At 67.4% G+C, this 17,105-nt stretch carries 25 protein-coding genes; 13 read left to right on the top strand and 12 right to left on the bottom strand.

Annotated elements, in window-relative coordinates:
- Nucleotides 1-22 precede the first annotated feature (22 nt).
- Complete coding sequence (locus PX52LOC_RS13840) at nt 23-496, bottom strand: hypothetical protein (protein WP_149110654.1); 474 nt, start codon at nt 494-496, stop codon at nt 23-25.
- Between the two features lie 133 nt (nt 497-629).
- Here PX52LOC_RS13840 and PX52LOC_RS43295 point away from each other — a divergent pair, with 133 nt between their 5' ends.
- Nucleotides 630-764 (top strand): hypothetical protein, encoded by a 135-nt coding sequence (locus PX52LOC_RS43295; protein WP_261368399.1) that lies wholly within the window; start codon nt 630-632, stop codon nt 762-764.
- Nucleotides 765-1,014: 250 nt separating this feature from the next.
- On the opposite strand, the gene PX52LOC_RS13845 is transcribed toward PX52LOC_RS43295, so the two are convergent.
- The 9 genes from PX52LOC_RS13845 to PX52LOC_RS13885 all read right to left on the bottom strand — a co-directional run bounded on the left by PX52LOC_RS13845 (nt 1,015) and on the right by PX52LOC_RS13885 (nt 5,915).
- Nucleotides 1,015-1,458, bottom strand: a complete 444-nt coding sequence (locus tag PX52LOC_RS13845; RefSeq protein WP_149110655.1) for a hypothetical protein — start codon at nt 1,456-1,458, stop codon at nt 1,015-1,017.
- A 58-nt stretch (nt 1,459-1,516) separates the two neighbouring features.
- On the bottom strand, nt 1,517-1,894 hold the full coding sequence (locus PX52LOC_RS13850) for a hypothetical protein (RefSeq protein WP_149110656.1): 378 nt from the start codon (nt 1,892-1,894) through the stop codon (nt 1,517-1,519).
- 963 nt (nt 1,895-2,857) lie between these two features.
- Complete coding sequence (locus PX52LOC_RS42510; protein WP_246173724.1) at nt 2,858-3,532, bottom strand: hypothetical protein; 675 nt, start codon at nt 3,530-3,532, stop codon at nt 2,858-2,860.
- Nucleotides 3,533-3,556: 24 nt separating this feature from the next.
- A complete protein-coding gene (locus PX52LOC_RS13860; protein WP_149110657.1) occupies nt 3,557-4,045 on the bottom strand; it encodes a hypothetical protein in 489 nt (162 codons plus the stop codon).
- A 298-nt stretch (nt 4,046-4,343) separates the two neighbouring features.
- Entirely contained in the window at nt 4,344-4,634 is a 291-nt protein-coding gene (locus PX52LOC_RS13865) for a hypothetical protein (protein WP_149110658.1), read from the bottom strand.
- A 30-nt stretch (nt 4,635-4,664) separates the two neighbouring features.
- Nucleotides 4,665-4,955, bottom strand: a complete 291-nt coding sequence (locus PX52LOC_RS13870) for a hypothetical protein (RefSeq protein WP_149110659.1) — start codon at nt 4,953-4,955, stop codon at nt 4,665-4,667.
- A 53-nt stretch (nt 4,956-5,008) separates the two neighbouring features.
- Nucleotides 5,009-5,353: a hypothetical protein gene (locus PX52LOC_RS13875; RefSeq protein ID WP_149110660.1), complete on the bottom strand. Its 345-nt coding sequence runs from the start codon at nt 5,351-5,353 to the stop codon at nt 5,009-5,011.
- 2 nt (nt 5,354-5,355) lie between these two features.
- The gene (locus PX52LOC_RS40495) at nt 5,356-5,583 is read right to left on the bottom strand and encodes a helix-turn-helix domain-containing protein (protein ID WP_168218984.1); all 228 of its coding nucleotides are present in this window, start codon (nt 5,581-5,583) and stop codon (nt 5,356-5,358) included.
- Nucleotides 5,580-5,915 carry a helix-turn-helix domain-containing protein gene (locus PX52LOC_RS13885; RefSeq protein ID WP_149110662.1) on the bottom strand — a complete coding sequence of 112 codons (336 nt, stop codon included), beginning with the start codon at nt 5,913-5,915 and terminating at the stop codon, nt 5,580-5,582. The genes PX52LOC_RS40495 and PX52LOC_RS13885 overlap by 4 nt, the downstream gene beginning before the upstream one ends.
- Before the next feature lie 138 nt (nt 5,916-6,053).
- Between PX52LOC_RS13885 and PX52LOC_RS13890 the strand changes: the two genes are divergently transcribed.
- From PX52LOC_RS13890 to PX52LOC_RS13930, 12 genes are all read left to right on the top strand, one after another.
- Nucleotides 6,054-6,386: a hypothetical protein gene (locus PX52LOC_RS13890; protein WP_149110663.1), complete on the top strand. Its 333-nt coding sequence runs from the start codon at nt 6,054-6,056 to the stop codon at nt 6,384-6,386.
- A gap of 65 nt (nt 6,387-6,451) precedes the next feature.
- The gene (locus PX52LOC_RS13895) at nt 6,452-7,054 is read left to right on the top strand and encodes a hypothetical protein (protein ID WP_149110664.1); all 603 of its coding nucleotides are present in this window, start codon (nt 6,452-6,454) and stop codon (nt 7,052-7,054) included.
- A gap of 46 nt (nt 7,055-7,100) precedes the next feature.
- Entirely contained in the window at nt 7,101-7,577 is a 477-nt protein-coding gene (locus PX52LOC_RS13900; RefSeq protein WP_149110665.1) for a hypothetical protein, read from the top strand.
- Entirely contained in the window at nt 7,574-7,783 is a 210-nt protein-coding gene (locus PX52LOC_RS13905; protein ID WP_149110666.1) for a hypothetical protein, read from the top strand. Before PX52LOC_RS13900 ends, PX52LOC_RS13905 begins: the two co-directional genes overlap by 4 nt.
- Before the next feature lie 67 nt (nt 7,784-7,850).
- On the top strand, nt 7,851-8,006 hold the full coding sequence (locus tag PX52LOC_RS40500) for a hypothetical protein (RefSeq protein WP_168218985.1): 156 nt from the start codon (nt 7,851-7,853) through the stop codon (nt 8,004-8,006).
- Between the two features lie 55 nt (nt 8,007-8,061).
- On the top strand, nt 8,062-8,190 hold the full coding sequence (locus tag PX52LOC_RS43300) for a hypothetical protein (protein ID WP_261368400.1): 129 nt from the start codon (nt 8,062-8,064) through the stop codon (nt 8,188-8,190).
- Nucleotides 8,191-8,435: 245 nt separating this feature from the next.
- Nucleotides 8,436-8,723 carry a helix-turn-helix domain-containing protein gene (locus PX52LOC_RS13910; protein WP_149110667.1) on the top strand — a complete coding sequence of 96 codons (288 nt, stop codon included), beginning with the start codon at nt 8,436-8,438 and terminating at the stop codon, nt 8,721-8,723.
- A gap of 464 nt (nt 8,724-9,187) precedes the next feature.
- A complete protein-coding gene (locus PX52LOC_RS13915; protein ID WP_149110668.1) occupies nt 9,188-10,129 on the top strand; it encodes a hypothetical protein in 942 nt (313 codons plus the stop codon).
- 177 nt (nt 10,130-10,306) lie between these two features.
- The gene (locus PX52LOC_RS40505; RefSeq protein WP_168218986.1) at nt 10,307-10,552 is read left to right on the top strand and encodes a hypothetical protein; all 246 of its coding nucleotides are present in this window, start codon (nt 10,307-10,309) and stop codon (nt 10,550-10,552) included.
- A gap of 96 nt (nt 10,553-10,648) precedes the next feature.
- Nucleotides 10,649-12,328: a hypothetical protein gene (locus PX52LOC_RS13920; RefSeq protein ID WP_149110669.1), complete on the top strand. Its 1,680-nt coding sequence runs from the start codon at nt 10,649-10,651 to the stop codon at nt 12,326-12,328.
- A gap of 227 nt (nt 12,329-12,555) precedes the next feature.
- Nucleotides 12,556-12,780, top strand: coding sequence for a hypothetical protein (locus PX52LOC_RS13925; protein ID WP_149110670.1), 225 nt, complete (start codon nt 12,556-12,558; stop codon nt 12,778-12,780).
- Nucleotides 12,781-13,030: 250 nt separating this feature from the next.
- Nucleotides 13,031-14,662: a recombinase family protein gene (locus PX52LOC_RS13930; protein WP_168218987.1), complete on the top strand. Its 1,632-nt coding sequence runs from the start codon at nt 13,031-13,033 to the stop codon at nt 14,660-14,662.
- On the opposite strand, the gene PX52LOC_RS13935 is transcribed toward PX52LOC_RS13930, so the two are convergent.
- Both PX52LOC_RS13935 and PX52LOC_RS13940 read right to left on the bottom strand, forming a co-directional pair.
- Nucleotides 14,595-16,268 (bottom strand): ATP-binding protein, encoded by a 1,674-nt coding sequence (locus tag PX52LOC_RS13935; protein WP_149110672.1) that lies wholly within the window; start codon nt 16,266-16,268, stop codon nt 14,595-14,597. The two genes, PX52LOC_RS13930 and PX52LOC_RS13935, sit on opposite strands and share 68 nt — an antisense overlap.
- Nucleotides 16,269-16,359: 91 nt before the next feature.
- Nucleotides 16,360-16,971, bottom strand: a complete 612-nt coding sequence (locus PX52LOC_RS13940; protein ID WP_149110673.1) for a hypothetical protein — start codon at nt 16,969-16,971, stop codon at nt 16,360-16,362.
- Nucleotides 16,972-17,105: the final 134 nt, after the last annotated feature.

The following is a 17,105-nucleotide window of genomic DNA, read 5'->3' on the forward strand; positions in this document are numbered from 1 at the left end:
CTCACAAGCGTTCGGGGGCGATCTAGTACGGCATCATGGCGTAGAAGCGGCCCGACTCGACGAGGCGGGCGATCTTGTTCAGGGGGTTGTCGGAGTGCGTCGCGAAGGCGTGCGAGAAGGCGTAGAACTCGACGAGGACGGCCACGGCGTCGGCGTCCCCGACCCCCGACCCGTCGGCGGCCACCGGCGGCAGGTCGAAGGCGGCGCGGGCGCACCGCACGGCCGCGTCGAGGGCGGCCCGGAGCTGCTCGGCACGTTTGACCGGGTCGGGGGCGGCGGTCGTCCCGTCGGTTGCGGGCTGGGGTTCGCTGCCGAACCGTTGCAGGTCGGTCAGGCACTCCGGCCACCTGTAGCCCGTGGCGACGGCGAGCTTCGACTCGGCCTCCATGGCGTCGGCGTACCGCGGCAGGCCGTTGATGGCGTAGGCGAAGACGCCGAAGCGGTGGTCCGGGGCGGCGGGGCGGAACAATCGCAGGAACCAGCGGAACAGGAACATCGTCGACCCCTGGTGGCGTGGCGGAACACCCTCAGGGTAGCCGTGCGAGCGCACCACACGCCATCTCGGTGAGGGGCGAATCGTGGTGGCACGCTCGCGTTCCGGAGAACAGACGGCGGATGGCTCCATCGGTGTGACGGGTAGGTTTTGCGGCGGGGCGAGGCTCGTCGAACGCCAACCCGCGAGTTGGCTCGGTCGGCTCACGGGCAATCAGTTCGCCGAACTCGCGGCGATGTTCCAGTGGGTGCCGATCAGTCGGGACGTGTAGTTGGCGGTCGGTACCGTCCTAACCTTGGGGTGCTGGCCCTTGGCTTTCTAAGATGGCTCTGGTTGTTGTCGGAGGACGAGTTCGACTCTCGGAACGGTCGCTCGGCAAGTTCGAGTCGTCGGTAAGGTGTGGGTGGCATACCGACAACAATCGACCGGCCAACAGTCCGGGCGGTTTGCGTTTCACTTCATCCGCCGATTTCGGCCTAACAATTCCGCCCGAACATGGACCGGGCTGGCCGAGCAAGGGGTCAACGGGTGGCCGAGTCCGGTGAAGCGGCTGATTTGGCGTCTGGGACGTTGCTAATCACCTCGACCTCTCCGAACCTCGACACCCACGGATACCCCGACAGGGTCGTGCCCTCGGGATGCCGGAAGTCGTACCGATGGTCCCGGCGGACCGCCCCCGGCCCGACCTTGAAGTTGGCCGAGCTGGACGACTCGACCCGCCAGTCGCTCCCGTCTGCCCGGGTCAGGATCGAGCACACCAAGCCGCGGCATCGCTCTGGCCCATCCACGACCGGCCCGTGCAGCCCGTACCGGATGTGTCCGTCCTCAAGCCAGCCATCCACCCGGAAGACGAACGGCGTCCGGTCGGCGACGAGTTCGACGGCGGCATCTGGCCCGAGCTGGCACTGGAGGTCGTCCCACGGGGTGACGCGGACCAGCGTTCCGAAAGTGGATAGTACCGTCATACGCTCGCCCTCGACCGAACTAACCGAGCCGCCGGAGTGCTGCCGATCGAGCCACGGGTCAGGACGTGGGGGGGGGCGGAGCGTCACCGGTTTCGGGATAAACACTGCCGTCAGAGGGTGTTTGCGGACGTTGACAGAGGATGATCTCGGCCCGCTCGCCGAGCCACAGCACGCACGCCTCGACCACCGTCCCGAGCGGCGGGTATTCCTCGAACCGGATCGGCCGCTCGCGGGCACCGGCCATCTCCGGCACCCGCAGCAGGGTCGGCCACCCGGATCCGATGTCCAACCACACCCCGAACGGGGCGCGGCACACAACCTCGCCGCGGACCGCCTGACCGACGGCCAGTCGCGACCGCACCTCAGGCCACCGGGTCTGACCGGCGTCAGTGCCCCAGTCCGGGAAGTGGACGCGGATGTCGCCGTCCCACGCCATCGTGCCCCCCTTTGCTTCCGCCGCCCAATCAGGGATTATCCCAATCCACAGTTGCGATGATACCGCCGACCGTGGGGCAAGGGCTAAAACTTCTTCGGGGCGGACGGGCCGCGGGCCACGCCGGTGGCGCGTTACAGAGAGAGCTACCGGTCAATGTGCCGGGGGACACATGCTCCGCCGTTTCGGAACTATCGCCACTCCATCGGGAAAATGCGAGTCTGCCATTCTAGCCCTGGTGGTAGGACGAGCAACCACAGAGGATCAGATACGCAGAACCGAAATCGGCAGGCTGGCCAGAGAGACCGATCCCCAGTTTTTAGCAAGTGGCCGCAGTTAACGCGGTCGGAGACGGACGCCGAGGGAATGAACCGATCTGCGTTCTCTTCGAACCAACTTGGATCCCATTCGTTGGGCATGTAGAATTCGATGCCCGATTCGGCCACGCAGTGCGACGCCTCATCCGCAGGTAAGGGACAGAAAATGCCGAATTCTCTCGGATCATCCTTAGGTTTGAAATATCCGTCGCGGAGTCGGCTCCAGGCATCCCAGACGATTTGAAGGGCAAGAGACTTCGACGCTTCGAAATCGTAATTGTCGTAGGGATAAGGGCAGTGAAGTTGGCAGACCGATTCATCTCCCTCTGCCGAGATCGTTTGCACCTGCAATACCGGTGGCATGCCGCTCGCCTCCTCTTCACAACGTCAAGTATCGTATCGATCTACGGGTAAGCACCAACCCAGCCGGCGCGTTGCTGAGTGGGCACGGGAGTCATTTACTCGGCAGTGGCAGCGTTTCACAGTCGACGGGACCGCGATTTTTGCTCCACTCTTTCTGCCAAGCCGAACAGCCGGCGAGAAGTAGCAAGGTGATACAGAACATGAGCGCAACGAATTGGCCCACATCGACCGATCCGGCATCAGATTCTGGATCACTCATCGTGTAACTCTCAACCGTTGGTGACTCTCACCCCTTCCCGAGCACTCCGTCGACGACCCAGCACCCGCGGACGTGAACCCCGTCGCCTCGGCAGTGTGCCAGAATCGCCTCCTCCTCGCACCCCGCGTCCTGCAACGCATCCGCGAGGATGGGAACGCGGTCGAACGCACGGTCGGCGTAGATGGCTTCCGCGATGGCAACGGTGGTCGGCGTGAGCCAGGACGGGGAGAACGTCACCGGGCGGAAGGGGTTGCCGAAGATGTCGCGAAATAGGTTGCAAATGTACCGGCCTGCAATCTTCTGAGGGATGACGCCGCCGAGCGGCAATTCCGTGGCCGTCATCATGAATGCCGCGTGGAAGGCTTCCGAGTTGGTCGCTGCGCCGACCATCTGAATCGCCACTCTGACTCCCACGGGCGTGCCGGCGGGCTGTTGAGAACGGCCCCGCATCGCCTCAGAGGCCATGTGCGAGGCGGCTAATTCCATTTTCGTCGCTCGCCCATCGGCGAACCGCTCGGCGACCTCCACGGCCCCTCGCAGGCGGTCGTCGGGCAACAACCCCCAGGTCACCCGACAGCAACCGCACGCGAACAACCGGAGTTTGCGGCGACCGGCTTTCGTCCGCGGCATCTTGCACTCGGTCAGGTGAAACGCCATCCACTGAGGATTAGCCGCTTCGCTCAACCACTCCGCTTCCGTCATCGCCTGCCCTCCCCGCGGTCGCGCCTAGACCGCGTAGGCCAGCCAGTACCCGCCGCACTTGAGATCGACGTACCACACGTCGGTGGACTTCCTCCCCGGCGGCGTTGGGGGCAACCCTTGCGGCCGTTTCACCACCCCCGCGCACTCGCCGGAGTGTACCCTCATGGTGCACCGATTCGTCCAGAGACGCTCCTCCGTTGTCTCCCCGTCGCTCAACGTCGTGTATCGCTCGCACCGGACCACGGCCACCGCACGCCGGCCGTCGAACACCGGGGCCGGGAAGGTGAACCGGAGGTTGATGAGCATTCCCGATTCGGATCGGGCCGTGGTGAGGAACAGTGTCGGGCGCGGCTCCCGCAGCGAACGAACCATGCGGAGGACCACGACCGCGAGCAGGACGCCCCCGACGGCCGCCGGGAGGAGCGCGAGGTCCGGCCAGGGCGGCGGCCAGCGGTCCACGCGCGAAAATACGACGGCGATCCCCGCGAGCAGGCACCAGAGCACCGTGGCCATGGACCCACTGATGGGGGCCCCGCCGAAGGTGGGAGATGGCAACTTCCCCTGGGGACTTTGACCGGATGCCATGGGGAGCAACTCCATTTCGTACTCTCCCGTCGTCCAGAGCGACGGGAGAGTTGTGAGAAAACGGCAACAGGGCCGTGGGGCGGTTACTTCACCCAACGCCGGTGGCGGCCGGTGCCAAACCAGACCAGCACGCCGGCCATCAGGAAGACGATGGCGACGAGGACGGGCATGGCTACGGGTCCCAGGGCCGCGGGGCTTCCCTCTCCTCCACCCGGGTTCCCGTGTCTCAGACAATGTTGCACTTCCGGCACCGTAACCAGACCCGCCCGCGGGCGTCGCCGGGCCACTTGGCCTTCCACATGCCGCGAGAGCAGCGGGGGCACGGGAACCCCCGGTAGGCGACGTAGCACAGGCCGACGAAGACGGGGGCGAGAAAGAGGATGAATGACCGCGCGTCCGGCCAGTTGTACCAAACGCCGAGGGCGGCGAGGGCGGTGGCAACGGCCATCGGGGCGGCCTTCCCTTGCCACGAGTAGACGGCCTTCGCCCGCGAGGGCAACTCTCGATTCTCCGGCACGGTGGGCACCCTGGCGACGATAGGACGGGGTCACTTCTTCGGGGGTTGCTCGCCGCGGTCGGGGAGCAGGTAGAGGACGCCGAGGCCGACCAGCCACAGTACGCCGACGGCCCCGACCCACGGGGAGTACCCCTTGCCCCGGGCCGTGCGGACGCACCCCCAGAGGAACAGGACGGCACCGAGGGCGAACACCGGAATGCCGGCGGCGAGCGGTTCGACGCCCGCCCATTCCGCGGCCCGGCCGACGAGCTTCGCCCCGACCATGAGCGCCAGGCCCGTCCAGACGAATCGGCCCGCGGCTTCGGAGGTTTCCGGCGTCATGGGACAGCCCTCGGGGGAGGCGGTGGAGGAACAGCCGTCACTTCTTCGGCGGCTCAGCGCTGCGTGAACGCGAACCGATCGCCGTCCGTATGCGGCAGCGCGACCCACTCGCCCGCCCACGCCCGCCCGAACCGCGGGTCCGCCACGTCCCGTTCGATGCTCGCCCGGACCGCTTCGACGGCGGCCAGTTCGGGGCTGACGAAGTGGCACGCCATCGACTCGCCCAGGAACAGGGTGGCGATATACTCGCGAAGGCCGCCCCGGCACAGGAAGATCGTGCCGAGCGCGTTCATCCGGGTGGCCCAGTACCGCCGGTACTCGATAACCTGCAACCCGGTCGCGACCAGGCCGGCGATCCGGTGGGGGGACAGGGCCGCTTGCTCTTCTTCCATCGTCACAGTCACGCCTCGTCCTGGTGCCAGCACACGGAGAACACCCGGCACGGCACCCCGACGCCGGCCGCCAGTCGCACGACCAGCCCCCACGACGGGGACCGCTTGTTCGCGCCCGCTTCGAACCGGCGGATCGTCGCCAGCGGCACGCCCGTCTTCTCGGCGAGTTCCATTTGCGTCAGGCCGGACGCCGTGCGGAGTTCGGTCAACTTCTCGGCGAACGTCGGCGGGATCACTTCTTCTTCCCTTTCCCCGGCGTCGGATCGGCCGCATTTTTCGTTCGACCCGGCTTCACAGTGGGCGTCCGCTTTGAGGCTTTCGGTTCTGTACCGTCTGATTCGCCGTCGGTCAGATGTGGAGCAAAGTGGTTGCAGTCCACGCCGATCGCGGAACAAAGTTTGAACAAGATCGAAGCGGAGACGTTTGGCCGCTGATCCAGGTAGAGCTTCCCGACCATCGTTTGGCTGAGGCCGGCAGCATCGGCGAGTTCCTGTTGCGTGGCGAAGCCGCTCGCCTCCGCAACCCTCCGAAGTTCTTGGCCGAAAGTGACCTGCAACTTTTCTGGCATTTTTAACCCAACTGTCTTGAACTGTTAAACCAACTGTATTAACATACCCCCACACTGATCGACACGCCAGCCCCGCAGACTTGAGCCGAAGTCCGTGACACTCCGGCCGGGTCGAGGGTGCGCCCCGAGGGTCAACCCATGTGCCTCCCCGTCGCCGGTTCGCTGCCCGCCTCCAAGACCCACAAGGCCGGCCGCCGGTGGGCCTTTCTCCCCACGACCGACGCCACGTCCCCGAGCTTGGGGACGCTGACGATCGTGCAGTCGAAGCGCGACACGGTCAGCTACGGCGTCGCGGTCGAGGGCGGTCAGGTGCTGTTCTGCAAGCTCATCGGCCCGGCGGAAGTGTACGGCGTGACGTGCGACCGCGCGGGCCGGCCGGTGACGTGTTCCTGCACCGGGTTCTGCTTCAAGAAGACGTGCAAGCACTGCGACGCCGTCCGCGAAATGAAGGCCGACGGCGTGCTGGCCTGACCCGACCGTTCACCCCCGGTGTGCGGCTCAGCCGCACACGTTGTTTCCCCGTGGAGGTTCCCGCGATGTGCCGATTCGCCGAGAAGTCCGTGACCGTCGTGCTCAGCTACGGCGAGGCCGTGGAGGTTCCGACCGCCGAGGTGCTCGACCGCCTGCGGGAGTGCGGGGAGGCGGCCCCGTCGCGGCGGGAGTTCCTCCGCACGGCCCGCGTCATGGCCCTGGCCCGGCTGGCCCACGCCAGCGACGAGATGGCGGAGGTCCGCGACCTGCACCGCCGCCTGGGGGCCGTCGAGGCGGCCCTCGCCGACCTCGTCGCCCGCCACGACCGGTACTGCGTGTGCCCCCTGTGCGACGTGCTCCGGCAGGGCTACGAGCCGGGCGAGATCGGCGGCGACTTCCACGCCAACGTGCGGACGCTCCGGGCCACGGTCGCCCGCCTCCGGCCGTTCATCCGCATGACGATCGAGCGGGTCGGCCGCGGGGCGGCGAAGCCGGAGGGGAACGCGGCCCGCCGGGCGGAGTGGATCGCCGAGCACGAGGCCGCCATCCGCGACGCGAAGGCGAAGGTCCGCCGCCTCCGGGCGATCGACGCCGGCCCCGGTCCCGCCGCGAAAGCGAGGGCAACCCGGCGGAAGCACGCGGCGACGTGTGAGGCGTGTGAGGCGTGACGCCGCCGGTTCCGTCCGCCCTTCCCCTTTCGGTCGCAGGTGGCCCATGCCCCGCCGCTACGTCATCGCCCGGGTCGCCGCCCTCGGCCCGGCCGCCCTGCCCGCCGCGTGTTTCCTCCGGGCCGACCTCGCCGACGGGTACGCCTGGGACCACGACCTGGGGACCGCGTGGCGGTTCCCGTCGTTCGCCGCCGCCCTCGCCGTCGTCGTCCGGTACGACCTGATGGACGCCTGGGAGGTCGAGGTCCGGTTCGCGCTCACGCCGGAGCAGGAGCGGGCCCGGGCCACCCCGCCGGCCGACTTGCGGGCGGCGGCGGCGGCCGTGCTCGCCCACCCGGCGTACGCCGACCGCCGGGCGTGGTCGCTGCGGCGGCTGGCCGCCGAGGTCTTGCACTGCGACCCGTCGTGGCTGTCGCGGGTCGCCCGGGAGATCACCGGGGCCGCCCCCGACGCGGGGAAGGCGGCGGCCGCGCGACTGTCCCGCGGCCGGAGTCGGCAAACCACCGTGGAGGAACTGACGTGACCCGCCCCGACAAGCCCCGACAGCGGGGCAACCTGAAGCTCGTGCCGGTGTCGTACCCGTCGTGGGAGCGGGACTGGCGGCCGAGCGACGTGTGCAAGGCCGGCGACGTGTACGCCCGGAAGCGGACCCGCGGCCTCCGCCTCGTGTTCATCTTCCCGGGCGAGAACTGGCTGACGACCGCCGTCGGCCGACCGACCGGCGACTGACCCGGCCGACGTGACCCGGCGTTTCTGCGGTGCGCCCGCACCCCTGACCCCGTGAGGAGGATTTTCCATGTCCGAGAAGAAGTTCGCCGCCGACCTGGCCCGCGTGCTGGCGGTGTTCGCCCACCAGGGCCGGCCGATCACCGTCGCCGACCTCGCCCGGCCGTCGCCCCGCAAGCCGCCGGCCCGGGAGCGCCGCCCTCGCAAGACCGCCCGCAAGGACTGACCTTCCTCAAGCCCGAGGGTCGTCTCCGTCACGGTGGCGACCTAGACAGAACGCGATGATCGAGCGCGGCCGCCTGCCGTGCGACCGCCTCGGCCCATGGTGGCGGTTGCGGCCGGCGGACGTCGAGGCCTACGCCGCGGGCGACCGGCCCGGGCGGAAGGCCGCCCTCGCGAGAGCGCGATGACCCTTCCCCGACCGGCCGCCGAGCGCTCAGCGGCCGGCCCACATCTTTCAGGGCATTGTCCGTCAACGTGCCGGCTTCCCGGAATTTTGGAACTTTCGTTCACGTGAACAAATATATCCTCAACCGTGCGGCCGGTACCGCTCGTAGGAGCGCGAACTGCCTACAGAACGACGCGGCGGGCGGAATGTGGTCCCGCCAGAAACGTACACGGGGTAGGGTGGCATTAATTCCACTTGAGGTTACAAATGTCCACCGACCCCCGGCCGACGACTCGCAAGATCGCCCGGCCCCCATTGCCGCCATCGCTCGTCCCCCCACTGACCGTGAAGGACGTCGCGGCCATGCTCGACAGCTCCGTCTCCCACGTGTACCACATCGTCCGCGACCGGCTCATCGAGTGCCAGCAGGTCGGCCGGTACAAGCGGTTCCGCCCCGAGTGGGTGGAGGCGTACCTGGCCGCCAACCACGTCACCCCCGTGTCCACCGATCCGCCCAAGCCGGTTCAACCGCTGGGCAAGCGTCTCGGGCGGTGACCGAGGTTGGGGGTGGGGTGCCCCCCCGATTTTGAAAGGCTTTTTGGGAAGTGGTTGTCGCCGCCGGGCGTAGCCCTTACGCCTGGACTCGATACCGCGTTGCTCTCGCAACGTCCTCTCGGTGGCCACGGTTTCTCAAAAGACTTGCGATCACGTCGGTCATCCGATGATCCATGGGTGCGGGCGGACCGCACGACTCGGTGCCCGCGGTAACTCTTCACGTCTGATCTCAGTTCAACCAATCACACCAATCCAACAGTTCACAAAATCGACCCTTTTCAGGCGTGATTTAACCCATTTCGGACACAGATTGGCTTCAACCGGCGTGGAAAGTCGCGGGATTTAGGGCAGCATTGAAGGGGCGGGGCCATCCGGCCGGGTGGTTGTACGTGTCCGCTCGCAGCTGTCGCCGTTGTCCTGGGCAGTTCGCGGGCGACACGTCCCGTGGTCTCAGGACAACACCCATGACGGATAATGCCTCTTCTGCGGCACATCGTTTCATTGAACGCGACCAACCGCTCTCCGACTTCGGCACCACGGTCGACCTCCCCAGCGGCATCAAGTTACCGCCGGGCTGTCGCATCATCGACGTTCACGACCCCGCCCGCGGCAACGAGGGCCTTCACGTCGTGTGGGAAGTCCGGCGGGGAAGTATGAGCATCGAGAGGTCGGCGCAGGTCTACCCCGGGTTCGAATTGGCGGCCGGGGAGTGCCCGGCGGCGGTGTGGCCACCGCCGCCGTGGCCCGGGGACCTGTGGCCTGTCTCGGACGCCCCTGCTTCCATCGTCGCGTGGTTCCGAGTTACTGCCTTCGCCGGAGACTTCACGGTGTGCCCCGTGGACATCGCCCCCGACCATCGAGTGGTCGGGTGGCGGGCCAAGCTCCGGGCTGCCCGCCTGCTCGCAGCCGCCGCGGGTGTTGTCGGCCGCGACCGTATAGCGTGGCCGCTCCCGGCAGACCCAGCCATCGCGTGGGGCGAGTTCCTGGCCTTGTGGGATGCCGTCCTGTCGTGGGCAGCGACGGTGGCCGCCCGTGTCGGATCGGGCGAGATCCACGTCCCGACTCACGACGCCCTCGGCCCGCTCCCGAAAGGTTCGCCGGCCTCCGCCTTTAACGCTCTCGCCATGCAGATCGCTGCCGTTAAGGGTGGCGCGTTCCTGAACTCGCCTTCACGGGCCTGGGCCAAACTGCTCGGGTGTTCGAGGGGGGTGGTCGTCAAGTTGAAGTTGTGGCGTCAGACCCAGGAACGGAAACGAGCCGCGAAGCCCGCGGCCCCGAAAACCGTCCGCCTCACACCCGCGATCGAGAGTACGGAGACCGACCGGAGAACGGCCACAGAGCGGCTCATTACCGAACAGCGGCTCGATGCCTCCCAGGACTCGCAAAGACGGTCGGCGCGGGCGTGAGCGGCCCGTGAGCAAAACCGCTCACGTGAGCAAACGAGAAAATACCATCCGGATTTTTTCGACAGAAACGCCTCGATTCCAAGCGGTCGCGACTGATTGGTGTTGGGATTTTGGCGAACGTCCGTGAGCAACCGCTTTAGGAAAGGGCCGCGCGGCCCCATTCACACGGGAGCGAACATGACGACCACCATCGTCCCTACCCTGATTACCCCTGGCGTCATTGCCGCCGAGGTCGGCGTCCCCCTGCACCGGGTGACGCACATCCTGGCCACGCGGCCGCACATCCGGCCGTCGGCTCGGGCGGGCACACTGCGGTTGTACGACCAGGCGGCAGTTGAGGCGGTACGGGCGGAAATTGAGAGGAAGTGCTCAGTGAAATCGAGCCGTCCAGCCCTGCAGCTGCTTGCAGGGTCGACCAGTTAAACGACGGGCCCGCGTTGGCGCACAACGCGGGCCCGTCTGATTCACTCAAGGCGGCTTGGCGGCCGCCTCGACAACCCCGACCAAGGAGTTAATTTGATGATCGCATCGAATCCGAGCGTGTGCAATAACAGTTCGGCTAAATCGGCTGAAAAGAAGCCGTATCCTCAGGCGTCCGGTGCGGGCGCGCCGCAGAAGCTACCCGATCACAAAATCGAGGTCGTCCTCCGCACCGAAGAGCACGCCGTCGTCAACGAGGCGGTCGCGGCCCTCGCCCGGCACCCCGCGGTCTACCAGTGCAGCGGGGCCTTGGTCCGCGTCGCCGTGGACGCGGACGAGCAGTTCCCCGACGCCGAACGAAAGCCGAAGAACTCGCCGACCGTCGTCCGCCTGTCGAAGGCCGACATCCGCCGCCTTCTGACGGAGGTCGCCACTGTTCGGAAGTGGCAGCACACGCGGGGCGGGGAGCTAATGCTTGTGGACGCGCACCCCACCGACTGGCTAACCGAACAGATCCGCGACCTGCGACAGTACCCCGGCGTTCGCCACCTGCAAGCCATCTCGCCCTACCCGGTCTTGCTCCCATCGGGCGAGATCGCGACCACGTCTGGCTACCACGCCGACGTCGGCCTTTACATCACGCCGACGGCCGGGGCGTCGGTCGCCGTTCCGGTGACGCCCACGGGGGATGAGGTTCGCGCGGCGGCGGCCACCCTCCTCGACCTCGTGGCCGACTTCCCCTTCCAGTCGCCGGCCGACCGCTCGGCTTGGTTGGCGGCCCTGTTGACGCCGCTCGCCTGGCACGCCTACTGCGGGAACACGCCGATGGCCTTCGTGGACGGCAACGCCAACGCCGTCGGCAAGACGAAGCTGATGGACCTGATCAGCATCATCTTGTGCGGGGCCGGATTCGACCCCGTGGCGCTCCCGGAGACCGGCGAGGAGATGCGGAAGGTGCTGACGACGCTTTCCATGCACCGCGTCTCGATGGCCCTGTTCGACAACGTCAAGGGCCGCCTCGACGACGGCGGCTTGGAGGCGGCCCTCACGAGCCCGAACTGGGGCGATCGGGCCCTCGGCGGTAACACGTGGTACAGCGGCCCCATGACGACCGTCTTCTTCGGGACGGGCAACAACGCCCAGTACAGCCCCGACATGGGCCGGCGGTTGCTGCAAATCCGGCTGGACTCGCCCGACGAACGCCCCGAACGGCGACAGGGATTCCGGCACCCGGATCTCGAAGATTACGCGCGGCGAAACCGCAGCCACTTCCTGTCGGCCGCCCTCACGATCCTTCGCGGGTGGCACGTCGCCGGCCGGCCGAAGCAAGACTTGCCGAGGTGGGGCAGCTTCGAACCGTGGTCGGCCGTGGTCCGTCAGGCCGTGGTGTTCGCCGGCCAGCCGGACCCCGCCGCGGGCCGGGACGATCGTCCCGGCGCCGTCGTCCCGGAAGCGGCCGCCATGACACGACTGCTCGCCCTCTGGGACAACTTCGGCACTTCCAACGGCGTCACCACGCTTCAGATCATCAACGCCCTGAAGGTCGCGCAAGCGGACCCCAAGAGCGTGCCCCCGTGGGCCGTCGAGTGCCAGTGGGCGGTCGAGGAGTTGTGCCCCCGGGCGGACAGTCGCCAGTTGGGCGTCAAGTTCCGCCAGTACCACCGGCGGAACTTCGGCAACCTCCGATTGGAGCAGGCCGGCACCGACCGGACGAAGACGGGGCTGTGGGTCGTGAAGGCCCTCGGCCCGGCGCCAGCCACTACCGCAGCGCTCTGTTAAATCGACATCTCCTGCACGTGGAAGACTTAAATTTCAGGCGTTTTTGACCGCGTGCAGGAGATGCAGGACATGGCTCCCCTCCTCAGGGGATTTGACCCGCCAAACCCCACGCCGGTATCTGCGGCCCCGAGAACCTGCCCGCGGGCAGGCCAGTCGAAGGTACGCCCACGCCGCCGCCCGACCCAGCCCGTGCGGTGCGCCCGCACCAACCACTCAGGAACACTTCCATGACCCGCGACGCACTGAACTCCGCCGACCGCTGGGGCATCGAACACCGTCGCGGCCCCGGCGACCGGTGGGCCTTGCTCGGGACCGTCGGCAGCTACCGGCAGGCGTTCGACTGGCTGATCCGCTTCTCGGCCGGCGGTGACTTCCGCATTCGGCCGCCGGGCGGGTGTTCTCGGCGAGGCGGAAGGCGATCAGCAGGAGGACGGAAGGCCAACGGCCGGTGAACGGTACTGCGTCGGGCGAAACACCTTGGGCTGACCTCAATGAGGGCGGGAGACGTGGCCAAGACTTGCAAGACTAACCGCGGCGACAAGCCCCCGCTCGTCTTGTCGCTCGACGGTCCGATCGGACCGCCGAGCGACCGGGCCGTGGAACTGGTCGCCCGGATTTTGTGGAACATCGGGCGGCGCGTGCCCGATGTTGACCGGAACGAGACGATCGGCGACAACAACGGGCCCGGCAAAGGAGGCGGTCATGATTCAAGCTGTAGCGTACTTCCGCAAGAGCAATGAGGACGAGGGCGAGTCGATCGCCCAGCAGCGGGAGTGGGCGGTGCGGGCCGCGCGGGAGAACGGCATCGAACTCGTGGCCGAGTTCGCGGACGCGGCGAAGGCCGGGTGGGACACGGTCAACCGGACCGAGTTCGGCAAGATGATCCAGTTCGTCTCGGCCAACGCCCGCAAGTCGCCCATCGAGGCCGTCGTTTGTTGGCACCCCAACCGCTTCTCCCGTGCCGACTCCCTCGAGACCTTCTCATTCCTGCAGAAGTTGCGGGAGGCCGGCTGCTCCAAGATGTTCATCTACCCGAACGCGTGGAAGGACTTCAACCGGTCCGAGGACCGCATCATCTTCGGCGTCGAGCAAGAGGCCGGGTCGCACCGGTTCGTCCGCGACTTGTCGGCGGCCGTGCTCCGCGGCCGCCTGGCCGGGGCCCGGAAGGGGCGGTACGTCGGCAGCAAGCCGCCCTTCGGCTATCTCACCACGCCCGACAAGAAACTGACACCCCACCCGACCGAGGCGGCCGTCGTCGCCCGCCTCTTCACCGCCTACGCCGCCGGCACTGAATCCCTCCGCGGGCTCTGCCGGGCGTTGGAGGCCGACGGCGTCCTGTCGCCCACCGGCAAGTCGCTGTGGGCGGCCGAGACGTTGTCGAGGATTCTCGACAATCCGGTGTACACCGGCGATCTCGTGTTCAACCGCCGGTCGGAGGGGAAGATCGTCCGCAACGGCAAAAAGCCGACCAAGAACGCCCCGGAGCAGTGGGTCCGAGTAGCCGACGCCCACCCCGCCCTCACCTCCCGTGAGCAGTTCGAAGCCGTACAGGCCCGGTTTCGGCTGAACAAGGGACGGACAACGCCGAACGCGGCCCACACGTTCCTCCTCACGGGGTTGGCCTTCTGCGGCAACTGTGGGCACCGCATGATCGGCCGGACGATGCGGAGTACGCACAGTGGGACGGCGTTCGTGCACCAGTATTTCGTCTGCCAGCGGTACAACGCCTACGGCCTCCGCTCCGGTTGCACCTTGAACGCCGTCCCGGAGAAGGACATCGTGCCCGCAGTCGTTCGCCGGGTGGCCGAGGTGTTCCAGTCGCCGGAGTCGCTGGCGGCCGTCGTGGCCCGCGTCGATGAGGTGGGAGCCGAGGAGCGGACGACCGGCACGCACCGGGCGAAGGAATTGGCCACCAAGCTCGCCGACCTGGATGCCAAGATCAAGAGGGGGGCCGAGCGGTTGCTGTCGGTGGACGACGACCTGTTCGAAGCGTGTAAGGATCAACTCACGCGATGGAAGGACGAGCGGGCCGCCCTCAAGGCCGAACTCGACGCGGCCGGGCTCGCCCAGGCCGGCGAGCGAGACGCCGGCCGCACGGCCGAGGCGGTTCGCCGCTCCGTGGCCCATCTCGCCGACGTGCTGCAAACCGCCTCGCGTGCCGACCTCCGCCTCCTGTTCGCGGAACTGATCGACCGCATCGACCTGAACTTCGCGGTGGCCGATCCGACCGCGAAGCGAAAGAGCAGCAGGTTCGTGGGCGGGACTATCAAAATGCGAGCACCGGCGTCTCCATACTTGTCGCCCGGACCAAAATCCTGTTATTGCAGAGCGTGAAGAGTTCGCCCGGCAGGTGCTGCGGGAACTGCGTGGCGAACGTCAGGCCGAGCCACCGCTTGCGGCCGCGGCGGGCGATGCGGCTGATCTGCCCAAACAGGGCCGGCATCTTCGCGATGCGGTCGGCCGAGACGAACTCGTGGGCCTCCTCAATGACGACGACCGTCTTCGGCTTCGCATGCGGCGGGGCGGCTTCGTAGAGTTCGTCCTGTGCCGCCGTCACGCCGCGGAGGAGATCGGAGATCGCGAGGTTGCGGTGGGCCGGCGAGTCCACGCCGGCGAGGTCGACGATCAGCACGCGGCCGGGGGCGAGCATCTTCGCATAGTCGAGTTGCTCGATCGTGCGGCCGTCGGCGGCGGTGTCGGTGCGGTCGAAGAGGCCGGTGCGGTACAGACCGGCGATGAGGCGAACCGTCTTCCGCCAACTCGCGGTGTGGCCGAGCTTCTTCTTCAGCGGCCCGGCCTTGTCGAGCAGTGGTTGCAGGTGATCGCGGAAGCCGTCGGCGTGCAGGAAGTGCGGGGCGATCGTGTCGTCACCGCTGGATAAGGCTGCTACCGCTTCGGCCACGTCGAGGACGTGCGCGAGCTTGAGGTTCGGGTAGCCGCGTTCCTGGTCGTCCCAGTTTCGCACGGCGGCCGCGTGCTCGTCCTTGTTTGCCGCGAGGCCGAGGTGCGTGACGAGTTCACTCGCGGCGTCGTAGGCGGCGAGGAAGCGGTCGGTCTGGGCCTCGTTGCCGCCGAGCAGTTCGGCCGCGATGTCCGGCGGCGTGTTCGCGAACTCCAGGCAGAACCGGCGAATCCGCGGGTGTGTCGGATCGCTCGGCGTGGCCCGCGTCGGCACGAGCAGGAACGTGTTCGGAACGCCGGCCGGCGTCAGCCCGTGTGCCGCGAGGGCCGGCAGGATGCGCGGCGAATCGGCCGGCTGGTGCATCGTGCAATACTCGCCCTCCACGTCGATGAGGATGACGCAGACGTTCGCGGCGGCCAACTTCGCGACCCACCCGGCGAGGAACGTCGACTTCCCCGCCCCCGTCGTGCCAACGGCAAGGGTGTGCCGCGGTAGGTGGGCTTTCTCGTCGCTACGGAGGCCGACAAGGAGGTCGTCGTACCCAACCGCCTTGCCGAGCCGTAGGTCGCCGTCACACTTCAGCGCCTCGCGTGTTTCCTCCGGTGTCAGCAGTCGCACGCCGCTATTCGGCCGCGGTCGGTGGAGCGGCACAAGAGTTTGCGAGTCGCGGAGTTCGCCGAGGATTTCCAGGCTCGCCCAGCCGTGGTACGGCGGCGTGAACAGCGAGCCTTCGACTTGCGTGATGACGAGCGCTGGTGTGGATGCGGGTAATCCCACCGGGGCGGCGTAAGGGCCGCGGACGACTTGTGCCAGGTACGCCCGGCCGTCCTCGCGGCTGTCGATGCGAACGAGGGCCTGCGATCGCCACTTTGCGAAGCGGGTCTGCGGGAAGACGACCGTCACCGTGCCGTCTTCGCTCGCGGGCGTGTCGAACAGCGTGCGGCCGTCGGTGTCGTCGGGGACCCACGCGGTGCCGTCGCCGCCGAACTCGGAGGCGAGTTCGGCCGGCAACTCGCGGTGCGGCAATTCGTCGGGCATGGACGCTCACGAGAAGAGATCGACAAGCACGAAATCGGCCTGACGGGCGAAACCGGCCGCCGCGTCGAACGACCGGCCCGCGAACATCGCACTACTTCGCTTCCGGCTTCTTCTCGCCGTCCTTCTCGGCGGGTGCCGTCGCGTCCTTCACGTTGAGGAACAGCGACTTCAGGAACGTGTTGGCCGTCTCGTCGGTCAACTTCGTCTTGTCCTTCGACACGACGAGCATCTCATAAATCCGGTTCTTGCCGACGAGGAGGACCAGCCGCTCCTCGCTCTTGTCCTTCGCGGTGTGGAACACCTCTTTGCCCTTGCGGCCGGCGATCTCGAACTCCTTCGGCTCGGACACCGTCCCGCCGTCCGCGGCCATGCCCTCAAACATCTTTTTGTACACGTCCCCGATGGTCAGGCCTTTCAGCGCCGCCCCGGACATGGTCGCCGCAGTAGCAGAGAACTGCGTGCCGTCGGCCAAGGTGGCGTAATTGATCTGTTGCTTCAACGACAGACCGCCGCGGTTCGAGGTGGACGTGCGCGTGCCGGACCGCGTCGTCGTGGTCGGCATGAGGATTTGATAGGCCTTGTCCTTCGATTCGACGTACTTCCACCCGTCCGGGGCTTTCGGCGGCATCTTCGGGTCGTCGGCCGCGGTGACGGCGAGCGCGCTGAGGAGCACGAACAGCGGGGCGAACATGCGGACCTTCATGGGACGATTCTTTCCGACATGGGGCGGCGGATGAATGTTGGAGGAGATTGTAGCAGGAAAATCCGCCCGCCAGGCCGTCGTCCCCACCGCGGGGCGGCCCCCCGAACCTCGGCCGTCCTATAACAATCGTTTCT

It is taken from the genome of Limnoglobus roseus (assembly GCF_008254045.1).
GTDB classification, from domain to species: Bacteria; Planctomycetota; Planctomycetia; order Gemmatales; family Gemmataceae; genus Limnoglobus; species Limnoglobus roseus.